Origin of the sequence: Pseudomonas sp. LRP2-20, assembly GCF_024349685.1 — a bacterium.
Lineage (GTDB): Bacteria > Pseudomonadota > Gammaproteobacteria > Pseudomonadales > Pseudomonadaceae > Aquipseudomonas.
Genome location: NZ_AP025944.1, coordinates 5011535 through 5030173, shown reverse-complemented (window position 1 = coordinate 5030173; position 18639 = coordinate 5011535). Strand labels below are relative to the sequence as shown.

General features: G+C 62.8%; 17 protein-coding genes. 11 read left to right on the top strand and 6 right to left on the bottom strand.

Translation table 11 applies throughout. The features are described from left to right. The first annotated feature begins 140 nt into the window (after positions 1-140). Positions 141-1385, top strand: a complete 1245-nt coding sequence (locus tag OCX61_RS22540; protein WP_261941457.1) for an MFS transporter — start codon at positions 141-143, stop codon at positions 1383-1385. 175 nt (positions 1386-1560) lie between these two features. On the opposite strand, the gene OCX61_RS22535 is transcribed toward OCX61_RS22540, so the two are convergent. Both OCX61_RS22535 and OCX61_RS22530 read right to left on the bottom strand, forming a co-directional pair. Next, positions 1561-3108: an AmpG family muropeptide MFS transporter gene (locus tag OCX61_RS22535; protein ID WP_261941456.1), complete on the bottom strand. Its 1548-nt coding sequence runs from the start codon at positions 3106-3108 to the stop codon at positions 1561-1563. A 43-nt stretch (positions 3109-3151) separates the two neighbouring features. Then, entirely contained in the window at positions 3152-3505 is a 354-nt protein-coding gene (locus OCX61_RS22530; RefSeq protein ID WP_261941455.1) for an MGMT family protein, read from the bottom strand. A 153-nt stretch (positions 3506-3658) separates the two neighbouring features. Between OCX61_RS22530 and OCX61_RS22525 the strand changes: the two genes are divergently transcribed. The 5 genes from OCX61_RS22525 (at position 3659) to groL (ending at position 8347) form a co-directional block, all read left to right on the top strand. After that, positions 3659-4669 carry a DUF481 domain-containing protein gene (locus tag OCX61_RS22525; protein WP_261941454.1) on the top strand — a complete coding sequence of 337 codons (1011 nt, stop codon included), beginning with the start codon at positions 3659-3661 and terminating at the stop codon, positions 4667-4669. A 180-nt stretch (positions 4670-4849) separates the two neighbouring features. After that, on the top strand, positions 4850-5581 hold the full coding sequence (locus OCX61_RS22520; protein ID WP_261941453.1) for a HugZ family pyridoxamine 5'-phosphate oxidase: 732 nt from the start codon (positions 4850-4852) through the stop codon (positions 5579-5581). A gap of 67 nt (positions 5582-5648) precedes the next feature. Further along, positions 5649-6110 (top strand): FxsA family protein, encoded by a 462-nt coding sequence (locus tag OCX61_RS22515; protein ID WP_261941452.1) that lies wholly within the window; start codon positions 5649-5651, stop codon positions 6108-6110. Positions 6111-6363: 253 nt separating this feature from the next. Next, positions 6364-6657, top strand: coding sequence for a co-chaperone GroES (locus OCX61_RS22510; protein ID WP_009684394.1), 294 nt, complete (start codon positions 6364-6366; stop codon positions 6655-6657). 49 nt (positions 6658-6706) lie between these two features. Further along, positions 6707-8347 (top strand): chaperonin GroEL, encoded by a 1641-nt coding sequence (groL, locus tag OCX61_RS22505; protein WP_261941451.1) that lies wholly within the window; start codon positions 6707-6709, stop codon positions 8345-8347. A 97-nt stretch (positions 8348-8444) separates the two neighbouring features. On the opposite strand, the gene OCX61_RS22500 is transcribed toward groL, so the two are convergent. Beyond that, a complete protein-coding gene (locus tag OCX61_RS22500; RefSeq protein WP_261941450.1) occupies positions 8445-9173 on the bottom strand; it encodes a phosphatase PAP2 family protein in 729 nt (242 codons plus the stop codon). A 180-nt stretch (positions 9174-9353) separates the two neighbouring features. Here OCX61_RS22500 and colR point away from each other — a divergent pair, with 180 nt between their 5' ends. The 5 genes from colR to OCX61_RS22475 all read left to right on the top strand — a co-directional run bounded on the left by colR (position 9354) and on the right by OCX61_RS22475 (position 13042). After that, the gene (gene colR, locus OCX61_RS22495; protein WP_003255215.1) at positions 9354-10037 is read left to right on the top strand and encodes a two-component system response regulator ColR; all 684 of its coding nucleotides are present in this window, start codon (positions 9354-9356) and stop codon (positions 10035-10037) included. Next, the gene (locus OCX61_RS22490; protein ID WP_261941449.1) at positions 10027-11328 is read left to right on the top strand and encodes a sensor histidine kinase; all 1302 of its coding nucleotides are present in this window, start codon (positions 10027-10029) and stop codon (positions 11326-11328) included. The genes colR and OCX61_RS22490 overlap by 11 nt, the downstream gene beginning before the upstream one ends. Positions 11329-11435: 107 nt before the next feature. Next, positions 11436-12116 carry a class I SAM-dependent methyltransferase gene (locus tag OCX61_RS22485; protein ID WP_261941448.1) on the top strand — a complete coding sequence of 227 codons (681 nt, stop codon included), beginning with the start codon at positions 11436-11438 and terminating at the stop codon, positions 12114-12116. Positions 12117-12122: 6 nt separating this feature from the next. Beyond that, complete coding sequence (locus OCX61_RS22480) at positions 12123-12824, top strand: lipopolysaccharide kinase InaA family protein (RefSeq protein ID WP_261941447.1); 702 nt, start codon at positions 12123-12125, stop codon at positions 12822-12824. After that, entirely contained in the window at positions 12821-13042 is a 222-nt protein-coding gene (locus tag OCX61_RS22475; protein WP_261941446.1) for a hypothetical protein, read from the top strand. Before OCX61_RS22480 ends, OCX61_RS22475 begins: the two co-directional genes overlap by 4 nt. Positions 13043-13172: 130 nt before the next feature. Here the strand turns inward: OCX61_RS22475 and OCX61_RS22470 are convergent, their stop codons facing one another. From OCX61_RS22470 to OCX61_RS22460, 3 genes are all read right to left on the bottom strand, one after another. Continuing rightward, positions 13173-16217, bottom strand: coding sequence for a multidrug efflux RND transporter permease subunit (locus OCX61_RS22470; RefSeq protein WP_261941445.1), 3045 nt, complete (start codon positions 16215-16217; stop codon positions 13173-13175). 13 nt (positions 16218-16230) lie between these two features. Further along, entirely contained in the window at positions 16231-17379 is a 1149-nt protein-coding gene (locus tag OCX61_RS22465) for an efflux RND transporter periplasmic adaptor subunit (RefSeq protein ID WP_261941444.1), read from the bottom strand. 160 nt (positions 17380-17539) lie between these two features. Then, complete coding sequence (locus OCX61_RS22460; protein ID WP_261941443.1) at positions 17540-18637, bottom strand: DUF1513 domain-containing protein; 1098 nt, start codon at positions 18635-18637, stop codon at positions 17540-17542. Positions 18638-18639: the final 2 nt, after the last annotated feature.

Genomic DNA, 18639 nt, shown 5'->3' with positions numbered 1-18639 from the left:
GAAGCCTGTGATCCTGTGGGAGCCGAGCTTGCCGGCGATGGGGCGCGAAGCGGCCCTGTGTTTTTACACTTGTTCACAGCAATTGCCCGCCATTTCTGGCATATACCCTGACCCCTCCTGCCTGCACCCGATACGCGATCATGAAACCACTGTTATACATCACCCCCCTCCGGGCCCTGCTGTTCGGCCTGACCCTGGCCCTGTTCGAGCTGCTTACCTACCTGGCCAGCGACGCGGTGATGCCGGCGATGCCAGTGGTGGTCGAGCATCTCAACGCCAGCCCCGAATACATCCCCCATGCGCTCAACCTGTACCTGCTCGGTGGCGTGGTGTTGCAATGGCTGATCGGCCCGCTGGCCGACCGCTATGGCCGCCGTCCGCTGCTGCTGGCTGGCTGTGCCTTCTTTGGCGCCGCCTGCCTGGCCACCTACTGGGTCCAGGATATCGGCCTGTTCAACCTGCTGCGCCTGCTGCAGGGCATCGGCCTTGGCTTCGTGGTGACGGTCAGCTACCCGGCGCTGAACGAGTCGTTCAGCGAAGCGGACGCGGTGCGCATGATGGCCTTGCTGGCCAACATCGCCTTGCTGTCGCCGTTGCTCGGCCCGCTGGTCGGTACCCTGATGCTGCAATGGCTGGACTGGCGCTGGCTGTTCGTGGCCTTTGCCATCGGCGCGGTGCTGTGCTGGCTGCTGCTGCATCGCCTGATGCCGGAAACCCTCGGTGTGGAGCGCCGTGATGGCTCACGCCTGCCGTTCACCCCGATCCACCTGCTGCCTCTGCTCGCCGGTTATGGCCAGTTGCTGGCCAACCGCAAGTTCGTCGCCGGCAGTGCCGCGCTGGGCCTGGTGGGCCTGCCGTTGATTGGCTGGATCGGCCTGTCGCCGGTGTTGCTGATCCACGATGAGGGGCTGAGCACGATGGAATATGCACTGTGGCAGTTGCCGGTGTTCGGTGGGCTGATCCTCGGTAACCTGATCATCAACCGCATCGCCGATCGTTACCCGCTGCCGGCCCTGGTACGTGGCGCGCTGGGGCCGTACCTGGCCGGGCTGTGCCTGATGGTGCTGGCGACCTGGAGCTGGCCGACGGTGACCAGCGTGGTCGCCGGCATGTCGCTGTATGCGTTGGGGCTGGGTGTGGCCAATGCGGTGCTGTACCGCATGACGCTGTTCGCCAGCGAGCAGAGCAAGGGGCTGGTGTCGGCGATGCTGGGGATGATCACCATTGCCTTGCTGGGGCTGGGTGGCGCGGTACTGGCGATGATCGGGGCAGGGGCGAGCTTGCTGCACTTTGCCCTGGCGGCGGGCGTGGCAGGTGCCTTGGCGCTTTGGCCATTGTGGTTTGTGGTGGGTGGGCGGCCTGGGGAAGGGGCTGTTGCTGAATAAGCTTCATTGCCTGCACTGGCCACTTCGCGGGTAACCCCGCTCCCACAAGGCTCTCGCTTTGGGCTGCCCCCAAGAAGTTGGACACCAATCCAACCCTTGGGGGCGGTCCACTTTGTGCGGCGGTTCGGCGCCCCGATTTACCCGCGAAGTGGCCAGTGCAAGCTGCAGAGAGCTATCAGGGTTGCTCGGCCGCCGGGTTATCCACCGGAACCTGCTTTCCCCGGCCCACTTCCTGGCGCCAGTGCAGCGCAATCAGGATCAGCGTGGGCACGCCCAGCAACGCAGTGATCAGGAAGAAGTCGTGGTACCCGTACTTCTCCACCATCACTCCTGAATAGCCGCCGATCAGGCGCGGCAGCAACAGCATGATCGAGCTGAGCAGGGCATATTGCGTGGCCGAGAACTTCAGGTTGGTCAGGCTCGACAGGTAGGCGACGAATGCCGAGGTGGCCAAGCCCGAGCTGAAGTTGTCCAGCGAAATGGTCACCACCAGCATCTCCAGGTTCGGCCCCATGTCGGCCAGCATCAGGAACAGGATGTTGGTGGCCGCCGAGGCCGCACCGCCGATGAACAGGATCGGCAGAATGCCGAAACGCACGATCAGCAAGCCGCCGACACCGGCACCGACCAGGGTCATGATCAGGCCGAAGACCTTGCTGACGCTGGCGATCTCGTCCTTGGTGAAGCCCATGTCGATGTAGAACACGTTGGCCATCACGCCCATGACCGTGTCCGACATGCGATAGGTGGCGATCAGCCCGAGCAGCAACAGGGCCTGCCAGCGATAGCGGGCGATGAAGTCGTGCACCGGTGTCAGCACCGGGGCCAGGCCACGACGGCCCAGGCTCGAAAGGCAGGCCCAGGTCAGCAGCACGTAGAGGATCAGGCGCAGGAAGGCACGGTCTTCCAATAGCAGATCGAGTGGTGTCGCATCGCCGGAAATCACGCTCGACCAACCGGTGTTGAACATCTGGGTGAAACTGGCCGGTACCGACACCAGCAGGATGATCAGCACGAATACCGAGGCCATCTGATGCATCAGGCCATAGCGCGCGGCCGACAGCTGGGTGCGCATGGGTACCGGTGGCTCACGCATCACCAGGGTGGTGAACAGTGCCGGCAGCATCATCACGCCGAACAGCACGTAAGTGCCTGCCCAGGCCTTGTGCAGGTAACTGAAACCGGTGGAACCGAACCATTCGGCGAAGAACAGTGCGCCCGCAGTCGCGAGCAGGGCGGCAACGCGGTAACCGGCCATGTAGCTGGCAGCCAGGGCCGCCTGGCGTTGATCGTCGGCAATCTCGAGGCGATAGGCATCGACGGCGATGTCCTGGGTGGCCGAGGCGAAGGCCACCAGCACCGCCAGGGCGATCAGCCAGGAAAGATGCTGCTGCGGGTCGCACAGGCTCATGCCGACCAGGCCGATCACCACCAGCGATTGCGAAAGCAGCAGCCAGGAACGCCGCCGCCCCAGGCCGCCGAGCAGCGGCAGGCGCCACTGGTCGAGCAGGGGGGACCAGACCCATTTGAAGGCGTAGGCCAAGCCGATCAGGCTGGCGTAGCCAATCGTTTCACGGGCCACGCCCGCTTCGCGCAGCCACACCGACAGGGTCGAGAACACCAGCATGTAGGGCAGGCCGGCGGCGAAGCCCAGCAGCAAAAGTACCAAGGTTGACGGGCTGGCATAGGCAGCGAGCGCAGCGCGCCAGGTTTTACGGGGCATGGGCCAACATCTGCCTCAAATTTGCGAAAACAAAGCGCGCACTCTAACCGCTGTGCTCCATTGGGCGCCAGCCATGGCGCGTCATATCCACACGATTTTTAGTCACATTCACACCCTCTGCGCGCAGTCTGGCCCGCTGTTCATCGCCCGAAGGCGTGCCCAGCGCCAGGCTCAGGCGCCCGCCTGCGCCGAGTACCCGGTGCCAGGGCAGGCGGGTATCGGCTGGCAACTGCCCGAGGGTGCGGCCGACCCAACGTGCCGCTCGCCCAAGCCCCGCCAGCTCGGCGAGCTGGCCATAGCTGACGACCTTGCCTTCGGGCACCTGGCCAAGCACCGAATACAGTGCCGTTCGTCGGGCTTCGGGTGACGCCAGCGTGTGCTCATAACCCTCAGACATCAGGGCAGCCCTGGCCTGGGATGAAACCGGACCAACGGTCACGGCAAATGAGAGTTGAACTCAACGGCATGCTCCTGGGTCTGTCCTTGCTCTGGTCGTCGGTATCTGGATAATGCCCGGCTTTTTTCGACAAATCGAACCTGTAGCGCGCTTATGTATTCTAGATCCTTGCTTTGCCTGTTGACCGTTTCCTTGTGCGCCGCCCCGGCATACGCCGACACCGTGTGGATGAAGAACGGCGATAGGCTCAGCGGCAAGATTCGTGTTTTCGACGGTGGCAAGTTGCTGCTCGAGACTCCGTATGGTGGTTCGATCTCGCTGGACTGGAAGCAGGTCCAGACCCTCGAGAGTGATCAGGAGCTGCTGGTGAAGCAGGACGCCTACTCGGGCGAGAAGGCAAAGTCGCTCAAGGCCGCCGAGCCAGGCAAGGTGACGCTAGCCAATGGCGATGCACCGAAGACGGTCGACCTGGCCAGTGTCCAGCAGATCATGAAGCCCAAGCCGCTGGTCGAAGACTTCATCTGGAAGGGCAACGTCGACGTGGCCATGGACTACAAGCGCGCCGAGACCGACAGCGATGACTACGATGTCGACTTCAAGACCACCGCCCGTCACGGCCGCTGGCGGCACAATGCCGAAGGCGAATACAACCGCGAGAGCAAGGACGACGTCACCACCACCGACAACTGGAGCGCCGAGTACGCGCTCGACCGCTTCATTACCGAGAAGTGGTTCTGGCAGGGGCGCATGGAGTACAAGCGCGACCGCATCGAGGACCTGGCCCGCCAGCGCACGGTCGGTACTGGCCCTGGCTACCAGTTCTGGGACGACGAGCTGGGCGCGTTCTCCCTGGGCTCGCTGATCAACCGCACCGATTTCGAGTACCAGGACGGTGCCAAGGACAACTTCTATTCGGCGGCGGTGAAGTGGGACTACACCCGCTACCTGATCGGCAAGAACGTCCAGCTGTTCACCAATGGCGAGTTTGCCAAGCCGCTGGGCGGCGTGGCCGACTACTCGCTGGATGCCGAGGTGGGGCTGCGCTACAAGGTCACCGAATGGGCCTCGCTCAACCTCAAGGCGGAGAAGGACATCATCACCGGTACGCGCGACAGCGACCTGGACAAGACCCGCTATACCGCCGGCTTCGGTGTGACCTGGTAAATCGCCGGGGCGCTTTGCGCCCCTTTCGCCGGCAAGCACGGCTCCCAGTCCATGAGGCCTGTGAGTTGCCTGTGTGAGTCACACTTGCCGGCGAGGGGCCGCGCATTGGCCCCATTGGCACTGGATCTGATAATGCTTATCTTGTCACCCATCCAGTCCGTATCCAGGAGCCGCGCTCAAGTGAGTACCAACGCCATCCGCCCCGCTCGGGAACTGCTGCTCAAGGAATACCGCGGCGTGCTCTCGACCCATTCCAAGTCCATGCCGGGCTTCCCGTTCGGTTCGGTGGTGCCCTACTGCCTGGATGCCGAGGGCAATCCACTGATCCTGATCAGCCGCATCGCCCAGCACACCCACAACCTGCTCAAGGACCCCAAGTGCTCGCTGCTGGTGGGTGAGCGTGAGGCTGAGGATGTGCAGGCCGTTGGCCGCCTGACGGTCATGGCCGAGGCGCACAAGCTGGCCGACGACGCGGCCATCGAGGCGGCGGCCGAACGCTACTACCGTTATTTCCCTGACGCGGCCAATTACCACAAGGCCCATGACTTCGATTTCTGGGTCCTGCAGCCAGTGCGCCATCGCTACATTGGCGGTTTCGGTGCCATCCACTGGCTCGACCAGGTGACCTTGGCCAATCCGTTCGCGGGCAAGGCCGAGGCGAGCATGATCGAGCACATGAACAGCGACCATGCCAATGCCATCGCCCATTACGTAGCGCTGACCGACCTGCCGCGCAACGTACCGGCACAGATGGTCGGCATCGACAGTGAAGGCATGCACCTGCGAATCGGCCAGGGCATCTACTGGCTAGCGTTCCCTGCTTCTTGCAACACGCCGACACAAGTGCGCGAAGCCTTGGTTTTGCTGGCGCGCGCCGACCAATGGCCGACCGCGTCTGAAGTCGAGGCTTGAAATCCCGAGCGCACGCATCCATCTGTGGGTCTTACAGGAAGGGTTTCTTCCAACGAGGAATGCTTTGATGCGTGCTTTTCTACTGCTGTTTCTATTGTTCCCGGTGCTGGAGCTGTTCGTCTTCGTCAAGGTCAGCGCCGCGATCGGTTTCTTTCCGGCGCTGTTGCTGATCATCGCCGGCTCCGCCCTCGGTGTGCTGGTGGTCCGTGTGGCAGGCCTGGCCACCGCGCTGCGTGCCCGTGAAAGCCTGCAGCGTGGCGAACTGCCCGCCGAGGACATGTTCCAGGGCCTGATGCTGGCCGTGGGTGGTGGTTTGCTGCTGCTGCCAGGCTTCATCAGCGACGTGCTGGGCCTGCTGTGCCTGCTGCCATTCACCCGCCACCTGGCGGCCCGCAAGATGAGCGAGCGTGCCGAAGCCCAGGCCATGCGCCAGCGCGCGTTCCAGGACGACCCATTCCAAGCACAGCCGCGTGATGGCGGCCATCGCCCGAACGTGATCGAAGGCGAGTACGAGCGCCGCGACAAATAGGCAAACCCATAATCCCCCGGGGCCGCACAAGCGGCCCCGGTGTTTTTCAAGTGTCTGAAAATTTTTGCATCTCAAGCCTTGTAATTGAATATGGCGGCCTCATGTATGTGGTCACCGTAAGGTTTCTGGTGGTAACACCAGTCATGACACAGGTGGTTCGCTCTTTGCGGACCATCCCCGGCAACGCCGGATTGCATTAACCCGCCGGTTTCGATACCGGCCGACAAAAACCACTATTTGGGAGAGATCGACAATGAAGCTTCGTCCTCTGCATGACCGTGTAGTCATCCGTCGCAGCGAAGAAGAATCGAAAACCGCTGGCGGTATCGTCCTGCCGGGTTCGGCCGCAGAAAAACCAAACCGCGGCGAAGTCGTTGCAGTTGGCACTGGTCGCGTCCTGGAAAACGGCGAAGTTCGTGCGCTGGCCGTTAAAGTCGGCGACAAAGTGGTTTTCGGCCCTTACTCGGGCAGCAACACCGTGAAAGTCGATGGCGAAGACCTGCTGGTCATGGCCGAGAACGAAATCCTCGCCGTTATCGAAGGCTGATTTCACCCGACTTCCCGTTACTCCAAAGTATTCCAAGGATTAAACGATCATGGCTGCTAAAGACGTAAAATTCGGCGATTCCGCCCGTAAGAAAATGCTGGTTGGTGTCAACGTTCTGGCTGACGCGGTAAAAGCGACCCTCGGCCCGAAAGGTCGTAACGTAGTGCTGGCCAAGAGCTTCGGCGCTCCGACCATCACCAAGGACGGCGTTTCCGTCGCCAAAGAAATCGAGCTGAAAGACGCCTTCGAAAACATGGGCGCCCAGCTGGTCAAGGAAGTGGCTTCCAAGGCCAACGACGCTGCCGGTGACGGCACCACCACCGCTACCGTTCTGGCTCAGGCCATCGTCAACGAAGGCCTGAAAGCCGTCGCTGCCGGCATGAACCCGATGGACCTGAAGCGCGGTATCGACAAGGCCACCGCCGCCGTTGTCGCCGAGCTGAAGAACCTGTCCAAGCCATGCGCCGACTCCAAGGCCATCGCCCAGGTAGGTACCATCTCCGCCAACTCCGACAACTCCATCGGTGAAATCATTGCCGAAGCCATGGAAAAAGTCGGTAAAGAAGGCGTGATCACCGTTGAAGAAGGCTCGGGCCTGGAAAACGAACTGTCGGTTGTAGAAGGCATGCAGTTCGACCGCGGCTACCTGTCGCCGTACTTCGTCAACAAGCCGGACACCATGGTTGCCGAGCTGGAAGGCCCGCTGCTGCTGCTGGTCGACAAGAAGATCTCCAACATCCGTGAACTGCTGCCAGTTCTGGAAGCCGTTGCCAAAGCCGGCCGTCCTCTGCTGATCGTTGCCGAAGACGTCGAAGGCGAAGCCCTGGCTACCCTGGTGGTCAACAACATGCGCGGTATCGTCAAGGTTGCCGCGGTCAAGGCACCGGGCTTCGGCGACCGCCGCAAGGCCATGCTGCAGGACATCGCCGTCCTGACCGGCGGCCAGGTCATCTCCGAAGAAATCGGCCTGACCCTGGAAACCACCACCCTGGAGCACCTGGGTAACGCCAAGCGCGTCATCCTGTCCAAGGAAAACACCACCATCATCGACGGTGCTGGCGTTGACGCCGACATCGAAGCACGCGTCAAGCAGATCCGTGCCCAGATCGAAGAAACGTCCTCCGACTACGACCGTGAGAAGCTGCAAGAGCGTCTGGCCAAGCTGGCTGGCGGTGTTGCCGTGATCAAGGTCGGTGCTGGCACCGAAGTTGAAATGAAAGAGAAGAAAGCCCGCGTTGAAGACGCCCTGCACGCTACCCGTGCAGCCGTCGAAGAAGGCGTGGTGCCTGGCGGTGGTGTAGCCCTGGTTCGCTCCCTGGCTGCCATTGCCGACCTCAAAGGCGACAACGAAGACCAGAACGTCGGTATCGCCCTGCTGCGTCGCGCTGTAGAAGCTCCGCTGCGCCAGATCACTGCCAACGCCGGCGACGAGCCAAGCGTTGTCGCTGACAAGGTCAAGCAAGGTTCGGGCAACTTCGGCTACAACGCCGCTACCGGCGAATACGGCGACATGATCGAGATGGGTATCCTCGACCCAGCCAAGGTCACCCGTTCGGCTCTGCAAGCCGCAGCTTCGATCGGCGGTCTGATGATCACCACCGAAGCCATGGTTGCCGACCTGCCGGAAGACAAGCCAGCTGCTGGCATGCCTGACATGGGCGGCATGGGTGGCATGGGCGGCATGATGTAAGCCAGCCTTACCCCCTGCGACAAGAAAAAGCCCCGCCTAGTGCGGGGCTTTTTCGTTTTCCGGTGCCGGCCACTGGGGCCGCAAAGCGGCCCCTCTGTCAGGCAATGCTATGTTCAGCAGCGGGCGCCTCGGCCATGCCCCTGCGATACAGCACCAGGTAATACGAGCCCAGGCCGATCAACCAACAGAACACCCCCGTCCATACGTTATGCGACAGGAAGTGCGCGCCCTGCAGCATCCGCCCCAGCCCCAGCGCCGAGCCGGCCAGCAGGGTCACCACGAACGCCACCCGCGCCAGTTTCGGCCGGCGGTCACGCAGCATGAAGAACAGGCCGAACAGGCAGAAACCGGTGGCGGCATGCCCGCCCGGCCAGCACAGGCCAGGTTTGTCGGTCGCCGGGCGGTGTTCCAGCAGCTTGCTGTAGGTTTCCTTGCCGCCGAACTGGGTCAGGCTCCACGGGCATTGCACCTGGGTCACCTTCTTCAGCGGCGTGACGAAGGCCGTCGACAGCCCCAACGCCAGAACCAGGCAACCCAGCTCGCGGCGCCAGCTGAACAGACGCTTCCAGAAGAAGCTCGAGGCGAACGCGACCAGGGAAATCAGCCCGAGCAGGATCACGCCTTGCTTGACCCGGTCATGCATCACGGTTTCCAGCAGGTAACTGTGACGGCCGATGAACTGCCCGGCAACAGGGTCGAAGAACAGGTTGGCGACGTCCATGTCGAGCGAAGTCAGTTCCAGCAGAAGCAAGGCCACGGCGATAGCCAGAGGTATGCCCAGATATAGCCAGAGATTGATCGGACGCGGACGAGTGCGTTGTTGCATGACGACTCCAGGGGGTAAAAAGACCGGGCATTGTCATGCGCCCGCTATCCTCTGTCCGTGAAGGATCAGTGAAAAAACTGTCAAGTTCGCTGAATTTGCCCAAGGGCTGGCACAGTACCGGCGATGGCCTTAAGCTGCGCCTGCCGCGCACCCTAGCGAAGCGCCGCACAGGAGAACCCGATGCGTATTCTTTTGGTTGAAGACAACCGCGACATTCTTGCCAACCTTGCCGATTACCTGGGCATGAAAGGCTACACCGTCGACTGCGCCCAGGACGGCCTCTCAGGCCTGCACCTGGCCGCCACCGAGCACTACGACCTGATCGTGCTCGACATCATGCTGCCCGGTATCGACGGCTATACCCTGTGCAAGCGTCTGCGTGAGGATGCCCGCCGGGATACCCCGGTGATCATGCTGACGGCCCGCGACCAGCTGGACGATCGCCTGCAGGGCTTCCGCTCCGGTGCCGATGATTACCTGCTCAAGCCGTTTGCCTTGTCCGAGTTGGCCGCGCGCATCGAAGCGGTGCTGCGCCGGGCCCAGGGCGGCGGCCGCCGTACCCTGCAGGTCGCGGACTTGAGCTACGACCTCGATACCCTCGAAGTGACCCGCCAGGGTCGCCTGCTCAAGCTCAACCCGGTCGGCCTCAAACTGCTCGCCGTGTTGATGCAGAAGAGCCCGCACGTGCTGCGCCGCGAGGTGCTGGAAGAAGCCCTGTGGGGCGATGACTGCCCTGACAGCGACAGCCTGCGCAGCCATGTGCACCAGCTGCGCCAGGTGATCGACAAACCGTTCGAAAAACCTCTGTTGCACACCGTGCATGGCGTCGGCTATCGCCTCGCCGAGGGCCGCGATGGAGTTTAAGCAGAGCCTTGCCCAGCGCATCATCATCGCCTTTGCGTTGATGAGCGCGCTGGTGGCCGGTGCCTTCGCCTTCGGCATCGTCGCCACCGTGCACCTGGTCGAAGAGCGCCTGATCTCATCGGTGCTCGGCGGCGATCTGCAGCGCTTGCTGCGCATGGACAGCGTCAGTGACTGGAGCCATCGGCCACGGCCTGACCAGCTGTTCTATTTCAGTGGCGGGCGCGATGATTTCGAGCTGCCCAAGGACCTGCGCCGCCTCGATGTCGGCTTCCATGAGGTGTTTCGCGACCAGCTGTCCTACCACGCGATGGTCGAGATCGTCGATGGTCGCCGCTATGTACTGCTGCAGGACCAGAGCGATTTCGAAGAGCGCGAGCGCGTGCTGTTTGCCGTCGTGGTGGTGGGTTTCGTGCTCAGCCTGGTGCTGGCGGTGGTGCTCGGCTGGCTGTTGGCGCGCAGGGTGATGGCACCGGTCATCCGCCTGGCACGACAGGTTCGCCATCGTGATCAGTTGCTTGGCCTGGCGCCGCCGCTGGCACCGGACTACGCGGCCGACGAAGTCGGCCAGCTGGCGGTAGCGTTCGACGATACCCTGGGCCGGCTGCGCGACGCCCTGACCCGCGAGCGCTTGTTCACCAGCGATGTCAGCCATGAGCTGCGAACGCCGCTGATGGTGCTGGCCACTTCGTGCGAACTGCTGATGGAAAACCCCAATCTGGATACCCGTTCTCGCAGCCAGGTGGAACGTATCGCCCGTGCCACGGAAGAGATGCGCGAGCTGGTCAAGACCTTCCTCATGCTCGCCCGTGCCCAACGTGACCAGGGGGCGGTGGCGTCCCAGGCAACGCTGCGTGAAGTCGCCGACGACCTGACCGGGGTGTGGCGCGATACCATCGAGCAAAAGGGCCTGACGCTCTACTACGATGGCCAGGTCAGTGCAGGCCCTTTGCTGTACAACGCCACGTTCCTGCACTCGGTGATGGGCAACCTGTTGCGCAATGCCGCGCATTACACAGACAGCGGTTATATCCGCCTGAGCCTGGAGCTCAACGGCTTCAGTGTCGAGGACAGTGGCGTGGGGATTCCGGAGGAGCAACGCGAAGCAATGTTCCAGCCGTTCGTGCGTGGCGAGGAGCGGCGTGGAGAGGGCCTTGGCCTGGGCCTGTCGCTGGTGCAGAGGATCTGCGACGACCAGGGCTGGCGAGTGACGCTGACCGCGACGGCACCGCATGGCTGCCGCTTCCAGGTAGACCTGAGCCAGAGCGCGGAAAAGACCGATCCCACGCAGTAACAAGATGAAACATAGCTACAGGTTCGTGACATTATTTTCACATTGGCATGACCTGTTTCCAACGATCCGATACCTAAGGTAAGCGCATTGGAAACTGGAGATGTCCGATGCGTAGCCCGATCAAACTCGAATTTTCCGAGAAGTACGACCAGCAACATGCCAAGGAGTACTTCCTCAAGCACCAGGATGGACTCGCCCGTCGCCTGTCCCACAAGCGTGACGAGCAGCTGGCTCGTCGTGCCCTGGCGCTGGCCGGAGAGCCGGGTCTGGTCCTCGACTTGCCCTGCGGCGCTGGCCGTTTCTGGCCGCTGTTGGCGGAAAAGCCGAACCGGGTCATCATCGGTGCCGACAACTCGGAAGCGATGATCCAGACGGCCTGTGCCGCGCAACCGCCAGAGGTGGTGGCGCGGGTACGCCCTTTGCAGACATCGGCATTCGCGATCGACTTGCCGGATAATTCGGTCGACAGCATCTTCTGCATGCGGCTGTTCCACCATATTGGCGAGTCGGCTCACCGCAAGACCATTCTTGACGAGTTTCAAAGGGTTAGCCGTGACAGTGTAATCCTGTCATTGTGGGTGGACGGTAACTTCAAGGCCTGGCGCCGCCAGAAGCTCGAGCAGAAGCGCAGTGCCAAGGCCGAGCAGGGCGCCTATCAGAACCGTTTCGTGTTACCGGCAGAAACGGTTGAAGCAGAATTCAAGGCCGCCGGCTTCAGAATCCAGGAACACCTCGACTTCCTGCCGTTCTATGCCATGTGGCGGGTATATGTATTGCGTAAGGGGTAGTGTTTGATGGCTGTAGCCCAAAATGGGGAGTCGCGGTTCGATTATTACTGGCGCCAGCAGGGTGAATGGGTCGAGGAACCCAACCAGCGGCGCGGTGGTGAAAGTGGTGTGCAACGGCTGAGCGATGGCAACGGCAAGGTGCTGTATGCCAAGCGTCAGGTTGGCCATATCTATCGTAGCCTGTTGCACCCATTCGGCAGGCCGACCGTCCTGCGCGAACTCGATGCGCTGAACAGCTTCGAGCAACTGGGTGTTCGCGTGCCGCGCATCGTGTTTTGTGGTGCCGAGCGTGACCCCGAGCATCAATGGCGCGCGCTGCTGGTCAGCGAGGCGCTGGACGGCTTTGTCGAACTCGACACGTGGCACGCCGAAGGCGCGCGCGAGCGCTATCCTCAGGTAGTGCATGAACGCATGCTCAAGGACCTGGCGGACAACCTGGCGCGCATGCACCTGGGCCACTGGCAGCATGGCTGCTTGTACGGCAAGCACGTCTTCATCAAGGTCATCGGCGAGGGTGAGCAGGCCCGCGTCGAAGTAGCACTCCTGGACCTGGAAAAGTGCCGACGACGCATCAGCTGTCAGCGGGCTGCGGGTAACGACCTGCGCCAGCTGCGCCGCCACTCGTCGCTAAATGACACGGAATGGCAAACGCTGCTCTATTTTTACCAGATGGCGTTTGGCAGCGCTGTCAAAGGGTTAGGGCAATGAAACTAGAAATCGCTCGAGCTTTGTTCCTGGTGGCTGGGTTGGCTGTGACCACGGCGGCGGTAGCGGCCTGGGAAGAGCCACGGCCTGTGGTATTCAGCAAGCCAGACCAGTGCGCGGTGCCGCGTGAGGTCAAGGCACAGCAGAGCCAGGCCCAACCGGATCAGGACCTGTTGCTGTTCCTGTTCGGCATGCGCCAGGGGCTACGGCCGTTTGGCTGATACAGCTCGAGCAAGATGAAGGCCTCGCAATCGCGAGGCCTTTGTTTTTGTGTATGCCTTGCTGGCCCTTAGCGGCCTTTGAGCACTGTGCGGTACCTGTGGGAGCGGGTTTACCCGCGAAGAGGCCGGATCAGGCGACGACAGCATCCTTGGTAGCCGACTTGTGTGCCAGCAGGGTGTAGATGCAAGGCAGCACAAAGAGGGTAAACAAGGTCCCGATCGACATCCCGGTGGCAATCACCGTGCCGATATCGAACCGGCTCACCGCGCCGGCCCCGGAGGCCAGAATCAGCGGCACCATGCCGAATACCATCGCCGCCGTGGTCATCAGTACCGGCCGCAGGCGAATGGCGGCCGCTTCCTCGATGGCCTGGCGAACGTTCAAGCCCTTTTCCTCGCGCAACTGGTTGGCGAACTCGACGATCAGGATGCCGTGCTTGCTGATCAGACCGATCAACGTCACCAGCCCCACCTGGGTGTAGATGTTCATGCTGGAAATGCCCAGGAACAGCGGTAGCAGGGCACCACAGATCGACAGCGGCACGGTCACCAGAATCACCAGCGGGTCGCGGAAACTCTCGAATTGCGCGGCCAGCACCAGGAAGATGATCGCCAGCGCCAGGCCAAAGGTCACCCACAGTGCGCTGCCTTCTTGCACGTACTGCCTTGCCGTGCCGGCATAGTCGAAGGCGAAGCCCTCCGGTGCCTCTTCCCGGGCGATCTCGCGTACCGTCTGCAACGCCTCGCCAATGCTGACCATCGGCACCCCCTGGATGATCGCCGAGTTCAATTGCTGGAACTGGTTGAGCTGGCGGGGGCGCGCGCGGTCACTGAGGGTGATCAGGGTCGACAAGGGCAGCAACTGCCCTTGTTCGTTCTTCACGTAGTAGTTGTTCAGCCAGCCGGCGTTGTCCCGATAAGGCCGCTCGACCTGGGCAATTACCTTGTAGCTGCGGCCCTCGAGGGTGAAACGGTTGATTTCCGCCTCGCCCAGCAGGGTGGCCAGGGTGCCGCCCAGCGCATCCATCGAAACGCCCATCTGCGCTGCCTTGGCCCGGTCGATGTCGACGACCACTTCGGGTTTGTCGAAAGCCAGGTCGATGTCGAGGAAGGCGAACTTGCCCGATTCCTGGGCCCGTTGCTTGACCCGCTGGGCGACTTCCAGCAGGGCAGGGTAGTCGCCGGCGGTGTTGATCACGAACTGGAACGGCAGGCCCTCACCGGTGCCCGGCAATGAAGGCAGGTTGAAACCGAAGATCTGCAGCCCGCCGATCTGTTCGAGCTTGGCCTGGACCAGCGGTAGCAGCTCCATCTGCGTGCGCTTGCGTTCGTTCCAGGGCTTGAGCAGGAAGCCGCCGATGCCGCTCTGCACACCGTTGAAGCCGTTGATCTGGAACGACGAATAGTACTCGGGGAAGCTCTTGAACAGCGGGGTGAACTGGTCGGTGTAGGCGTTCAGGTAGTCGAGGTTGGCCGGCTGCGGCGAGCTGCTCATCATGAAGATCACGCCCTGGTCTTCGTTGGGCGCCAGTTCGTTCTGGGTGAACTTGAGCAGCACCGGGATCAGGCACAGGATGATCACGGCGAACACCAGCACCACCGGGCGGCTGTCGAGGGTGGCGTGCAGCAGGCGCTGGTAGCGGACCTTGAGGCCTTCGAACAGCACGTCGAGGCGATGGGCCAGGCCGCTGGGGTTCTGCTCCTGGCGCAACAGCAGGGCGCACATCATCGGCGACAAGGTCAGGGCGACAATGCCGGAGATGACCACCGCGCCAGCCAGGGTCAGGGCAAACTCCTTGAACAGCGCGCCGGTAAGCCCGGTGAGAAAACCGATGGGGGCGTAGACCGCCGCCAGGGTGATGGTCATCGACACCACGGGCATGGCAATTTCCCGGGCGCCTTCCAGCGCTGCATCGAAGGGTGACTTGCCTTCCTCCATGTGCCGGTGGATGTTCTCCACCACCACGATGGCATCGTCCACCACCAGGCCGATCGCCAGCACCATCGCCAGCAACGTCAGCAGGTTCAGCGAATAGCCCATCATCTGCATGAAGAACAGCACGCCGATCATCGACAGCGGAATGGTCACCACCGGGATCAGCACTGAGCGCAGGGCACCGAGGAACAGGAACACCACCACGATGACGATCAGCACCGCTTCGCCCAAGGTCTTGATCACTTCGTCGATGGAGGCCTGGATGAACAGCGTGGCGTCGTAGGCGATCGATACCTTCAGCGCTGACGGCAGCTGGCTTTCCAGCTCCGGCATGATGCGCCGCACTTCCTTGATCACGTCCAGCGGGTTGGCCGCCGGGGTGGCCTTGATGCCGATGTAGACCGATGGCGTACCATCGAACGAGCTGACCGTGTCGTAGTTTTCCGCACCCATCTCCACCCGTGCCACGTCGCCGAGCAGCACCCGGCTGTCACCGGACACCTTGAGCGGCAGCGCGGCGAAGGCTTCGGCGGACTTCAGCTCGGTGCTGGCGTTGATGCTGGTGACCACGTACTCGCCCTTCACCTCGCCTGCTGCCGAGAGGAAGTTGTAGCGGCGTACGGCATTGGTCACGTCGGTGGCCGCAAGGCCGAAGCCGGCCAGCTTCACCGGGTCGATCCAGATGCGCATGGCGAACACCTGGTTGCCGAGGATCTCGGCCTCGGCCATGCCTGGCAGGGTCGCCAGCTTGGGCTGGATCACCCGCGACAGGTAGTCGGTGATCTGCGGGTTGCTCATTTCCTTGCTGTAGAAGCTGATGTACATCAGCGCCGAGGCATCGGCCGCTTCCTTGCTCAGGACCGGGTCTTCGGCGTCCTGCGGCAGCTGGTTGCGCACTTCGTTGGCCTTGGCCAGCAGTTCGGTGAACAGGCGGTCGCTGTCGGCGCCGATGCGTGCATAGATGGAAATCACCGAGAAGTTCTGCCGGCTGACCGAGGTCATGTAGTCGATGCCTTCGGCGCTGGCCAGGCTCTGTTGCAGCGGCTGGGTGATGTAGCCCTGGATAGTCTCGGCGTTGGCCCCGGGGTAGGCGGTGGTCACCGTGATCAGGGCGTTTTCCATTTTCGGGTACTGGCGGATCTGCAGTTTGTTCCAGGCCTGGAAGCCGAGCAGCAAAATCAGCAGGCTGACCACGCTGGCCAGCACCGGGCGGCGGATGAACGGATCAGTGAACGCCATGCCTGCCTCCTGCTCAGTCGGTGCGCGGTGTGCCCTGTTCGGGCTTGAGCGCGCTGTCCTGGCCAATGCGGATGGGCGCACCCGGGGTCAGCTTGAGCTGCCCGGCGGTGACCACCTGTTCGCCGGCCTTGAGGCCCTTGCTGACCACCACCACGCCATCGCGGCGCTCGCCGGTCTGTACGGTGCGTTGTTCGGCGCTGAGCCGGGGCTGGCCGTTGTCGTCGGTTTCCGGGTTGCCGTCCTTGTCCTTCTTCGCGGTGGCGACGTACACCGAGTTGCCGTAAAGGGTGTAGGTGATGGCGCTTTCCGGGACGACCACCTGGGGCTGCGGGTCGGGCAGCAGGATCAGCAGGTTGGCGAACATGCCGGGCAGCAGCTTGTCGTCCGGGTTGGCCAGGGTCGCGCGCACCAGCAGGTTGCGGGTGTTCTCATCGACCTTGGGGTTGATCGCGCTGAGGCTGGCCGGGAACGTCTGCCCCGGATACGCCGCCACCTGCACCAGCACCTGCTGGCCCAGGCTCAGGTGCGGCAACGCCTGTTCCGGTACGTTGAAGTCGACGTACAGGCTGGACAGGTCCTGCAGGGTGGCGATCACCGTGCCGGCGGCCAGGTACTGGCCGATATCCACCTGGCGAATGCCGATGGTGCCATTGAACGGTGCGTTGATGCTTTTCTTGATCTTCTGCGCCTTGAGCTGCTCGACCACTGCCTGGTTGCGCCGGTACTGGGAGGACAGGCGATCGAACTCGCCGCGGGAAATGGCGGCATCGCCGACCAGCTGGCTGCCGCGGCCGAAGTCGACCTTGGCCAGCCCCAGGTCGGCCTGGGCGGTGCCGAGCAGGGCGGTTTCCTGGTCGTCGTTGAGCTGTAGCAGCGGTTGCCCGGCTTTGACCTTCTGCCCGGAGTCGAAGTACAGGGCCTTGACGATGCCTTCGACTTCCAGGCTCAGCTCGACGCCCTGCAATGCCTTCAGGCTGCCTACGGCCGGCAGGCGCTCCTGCCACTGGCGCTGTTCGGCCGGGGCGGCGGCAACGGTGATGGGCGGCCGGGGGGCGGAGAACATCTGGATCTGTTTGTAGATCGAGAAGCCTTTGTATCCCCCCAGGGCCAGCACGATCAGCAGAACGACGGCCAACATGATGAGCATGCGGCGGCGTAGCATAAGTCCGGTTCCTTGGATGCGTGGTTGTTATTCGTTTTGACACGACAACGGGCGATTCTGCCCACGTGCGGATCAGGGAAGTATTGCAGAAGGGGGAGGGGATTGCCTGTGCCGGCCCGATCGCGGCTCTAGCCGCGAAGAGGCCGGTACTGGCGGTAGATCAGACCAGGTGCAGGTGGTTGTCCCAGAACCCGGACGGCAGGTCCATCGGTTGCCCGATCAGTTCGGCCTTGCGGCAGTCGTAGAAGCGGCAACGGCCCTGCCCGGAGGTGACGACAAAACCATCCTTGACCGCGCCGACCCCGGCGCAATCGGGCATCGGTGCGTCGAGCTTCACCGCGCCGCTGTCCAGGTCCCAGACAAACAGGCGGTTGGCCCGCGGCGCGGTCAGCGCCACCAGGCGCAGGTCGCTGTGGATGGCGACGCTGGCGGTGTACTGGGCCATCGACTGCAGCTGGCGCTCGGCTACCGGGAAGGCCTTGAACGGCTCACCCGGGCGTTTGATCGCCAGCAGCTCGGCGGTCTCGTCGGCAGCCCCCATGAATTGCTGGCAGGTGGCGATGGTGCCATCGTCGCCCACCGCCAGGTGGCGCACGCTGTTCATCTGCTGGGCCAGGGTTTCCTTGCTCAGCAGGGTGCCGTCGCGCTGCATCAGTACCAGGCTCGGCTGCATGGCGTCGAGGTTCATCTCGACCCGGCTTTCGGCCTCGGTGCGGATACCGCCGTTGGCCACGACCAGGGTCTCGCCGTCCGGTAGCCAGGCCACTTCATGTGGGCCGATGCCATGGGTCGGGATCTCGCCGGTGTGCACCAGGCGTTCACCCTCGAAGCGGTAGACGCCGAGCACGCCACGGCCTGGGTCGGTGGTGTCGTTCTCGGTGGCATACAGCCATTCGCCACCCTTGTGGATCACCGCATGGCCATAGAAGTGCCGGTTCGGTTGCGAGGTGACGGTCTGCAGCAGGCGCCCGTCGCGCAGGTCGACCAGGTAGCTTTCGGTGCCGGGGCGACGGGCGACGAACAGGGCGATCGGCAGCTCGGGGTGGTTGATGATGGCATGGCAACGCTGGGCGACCTGGGTGCTGAACACCTGGGTGCCGTCCAGGCGGAACCCGACCGCATAATGCCTGCCGTCGCCATCGTCACGCGCCGACAGCAGCAAGGGTTCGCTGCCTTTGTTGCGCAGCAGGCTCCAACCGCCCAGGGTCAGGGCGCTGAGCAATACGCTACCGAGTTTGAGGGCCTGGCGTCGCAGCATGA

What these genes read in the sequence shown, in the direction of transcription:
- OCX61_RS22465 (WP_261941444.1), bottom strand. Translation starts at nt 17,379, where the DNA reads ATGCTACGCCGCCGCATGCTCATCATGTTGGCCGTCGTTCTGCTGATC.
- OCX61_RS22535 (WP_261941456.1), bottom strand. Translation starts at nt 3,108, where the DNA reads ATGCCCCGTAAAACCTGGCGCGCTGCGCTCGCTGCCTATGCCAGCCCG.
- OCX61_RS22490 (WP_261941449.1), top strand. Translation starts at nt 10,027, where the DNA reads ATGGAGTTTAAGCAGAGCCTTGCCCAGCGCATCATCATCGCCTTTGCG.
- OCX61_RS22500 (WP_261941450.1), bottom strand. Translation starts at nt 9,173, where the DNA reads ATGCAACAACGCACTCGTCCGCGTCCGATCAATCTCTGGCTATATCTG.
- OCX61_RS22475 (WP_261941446.1), top strand. Translation starts at nt 12,821, where the DNA reads ATGAAACTAGAAATCGCTCGAGCTTTGTTCCTGGTGGCTGGGTTGGCT.
- groL (WP_261941451.1), top strand. Translation starts at nt 6,707, where the DNA reads ATGGCTGCTAAAGACGTAAAATTCGGCGATTCCGCCCGTAAGAAAATG.
- OCX61_RS22540 (WP_261941457.1), top strand. Translation starts at nt 141, where the DNA reads ATGAAACCACTGTTATACATCACCCCCCTCCGGGCCCTGCTGTTCGGC.
- OCX61_RS22460 (WP_261941443.1), bottom strand. Translation starts at nt 18,637, where the DNA reads ATGCTGCGACGCCAGGCCCTCAAACTCGGTAGCGTATTGCTCAGCGCC.
- OCX61_RS22525 (WP_261941454.1), top strand. Translation starts at nt 3,659, where the DNA reads ATGTATTCTAGATCCTTGCTTTGCCTGTTGACCGTTTCCTTGTGCGCC.
- OCX61_RS22510 (WP_009684394.1), top strand. Translation starts at nt 6,364, where the DNA reads ATGAAGCTTCGTCCTCTGCATGACCGTGTAGTCATCCGTCGCAGCGAA.
- OCX61_RS22480 (WP_261941447.1), top strand. Translation starts at nt 12,123, where the DNA reads ATGGCTGTAGCCCAAAATGGGGAGTCGCGGTTCGATTATTACTGGCGC.
- OCX61_RS22530 (WP_261941455.1), bottom strand. Translation starts at nt 3,505, where the DNA reads ATGTCTGAGGGTTATGAGCACACGCTGGCGTCACCCGAAGCCCGACGA.
- OCX61_RS22485 (WP_261941448.1), top strand. Translation starts at nt 11,436, where the DNA reads ATGCGTAGCCCGATCAAACTCGAATTTTCCGAGAAGTACGACCAGCAA.
- colR (WP_003255215.1), top strand. Translation starts at nt 9,354, where the DNA reads ATGCGTATTCTTTTGGTTGAAGACAACCGCGACATTCTTGCCAACCTT.
- OCX61_RS22470 (WP_261941445.1), bottom strand. Translation starts at nt 16,217, where the DNA reads ATGGCGTTCACTGATCCGTTCATCCGCCGCCCGGTGCTGGCCAGCGTG.
- OCX61_RS22515 (WP_261941452.1), top strand. Translation starts at nt 5,649, where the DNA reads ATGCGTGCTTTTCTACTGCTGTTTCTATTGTTCCCGGTGCTGGAGCTG.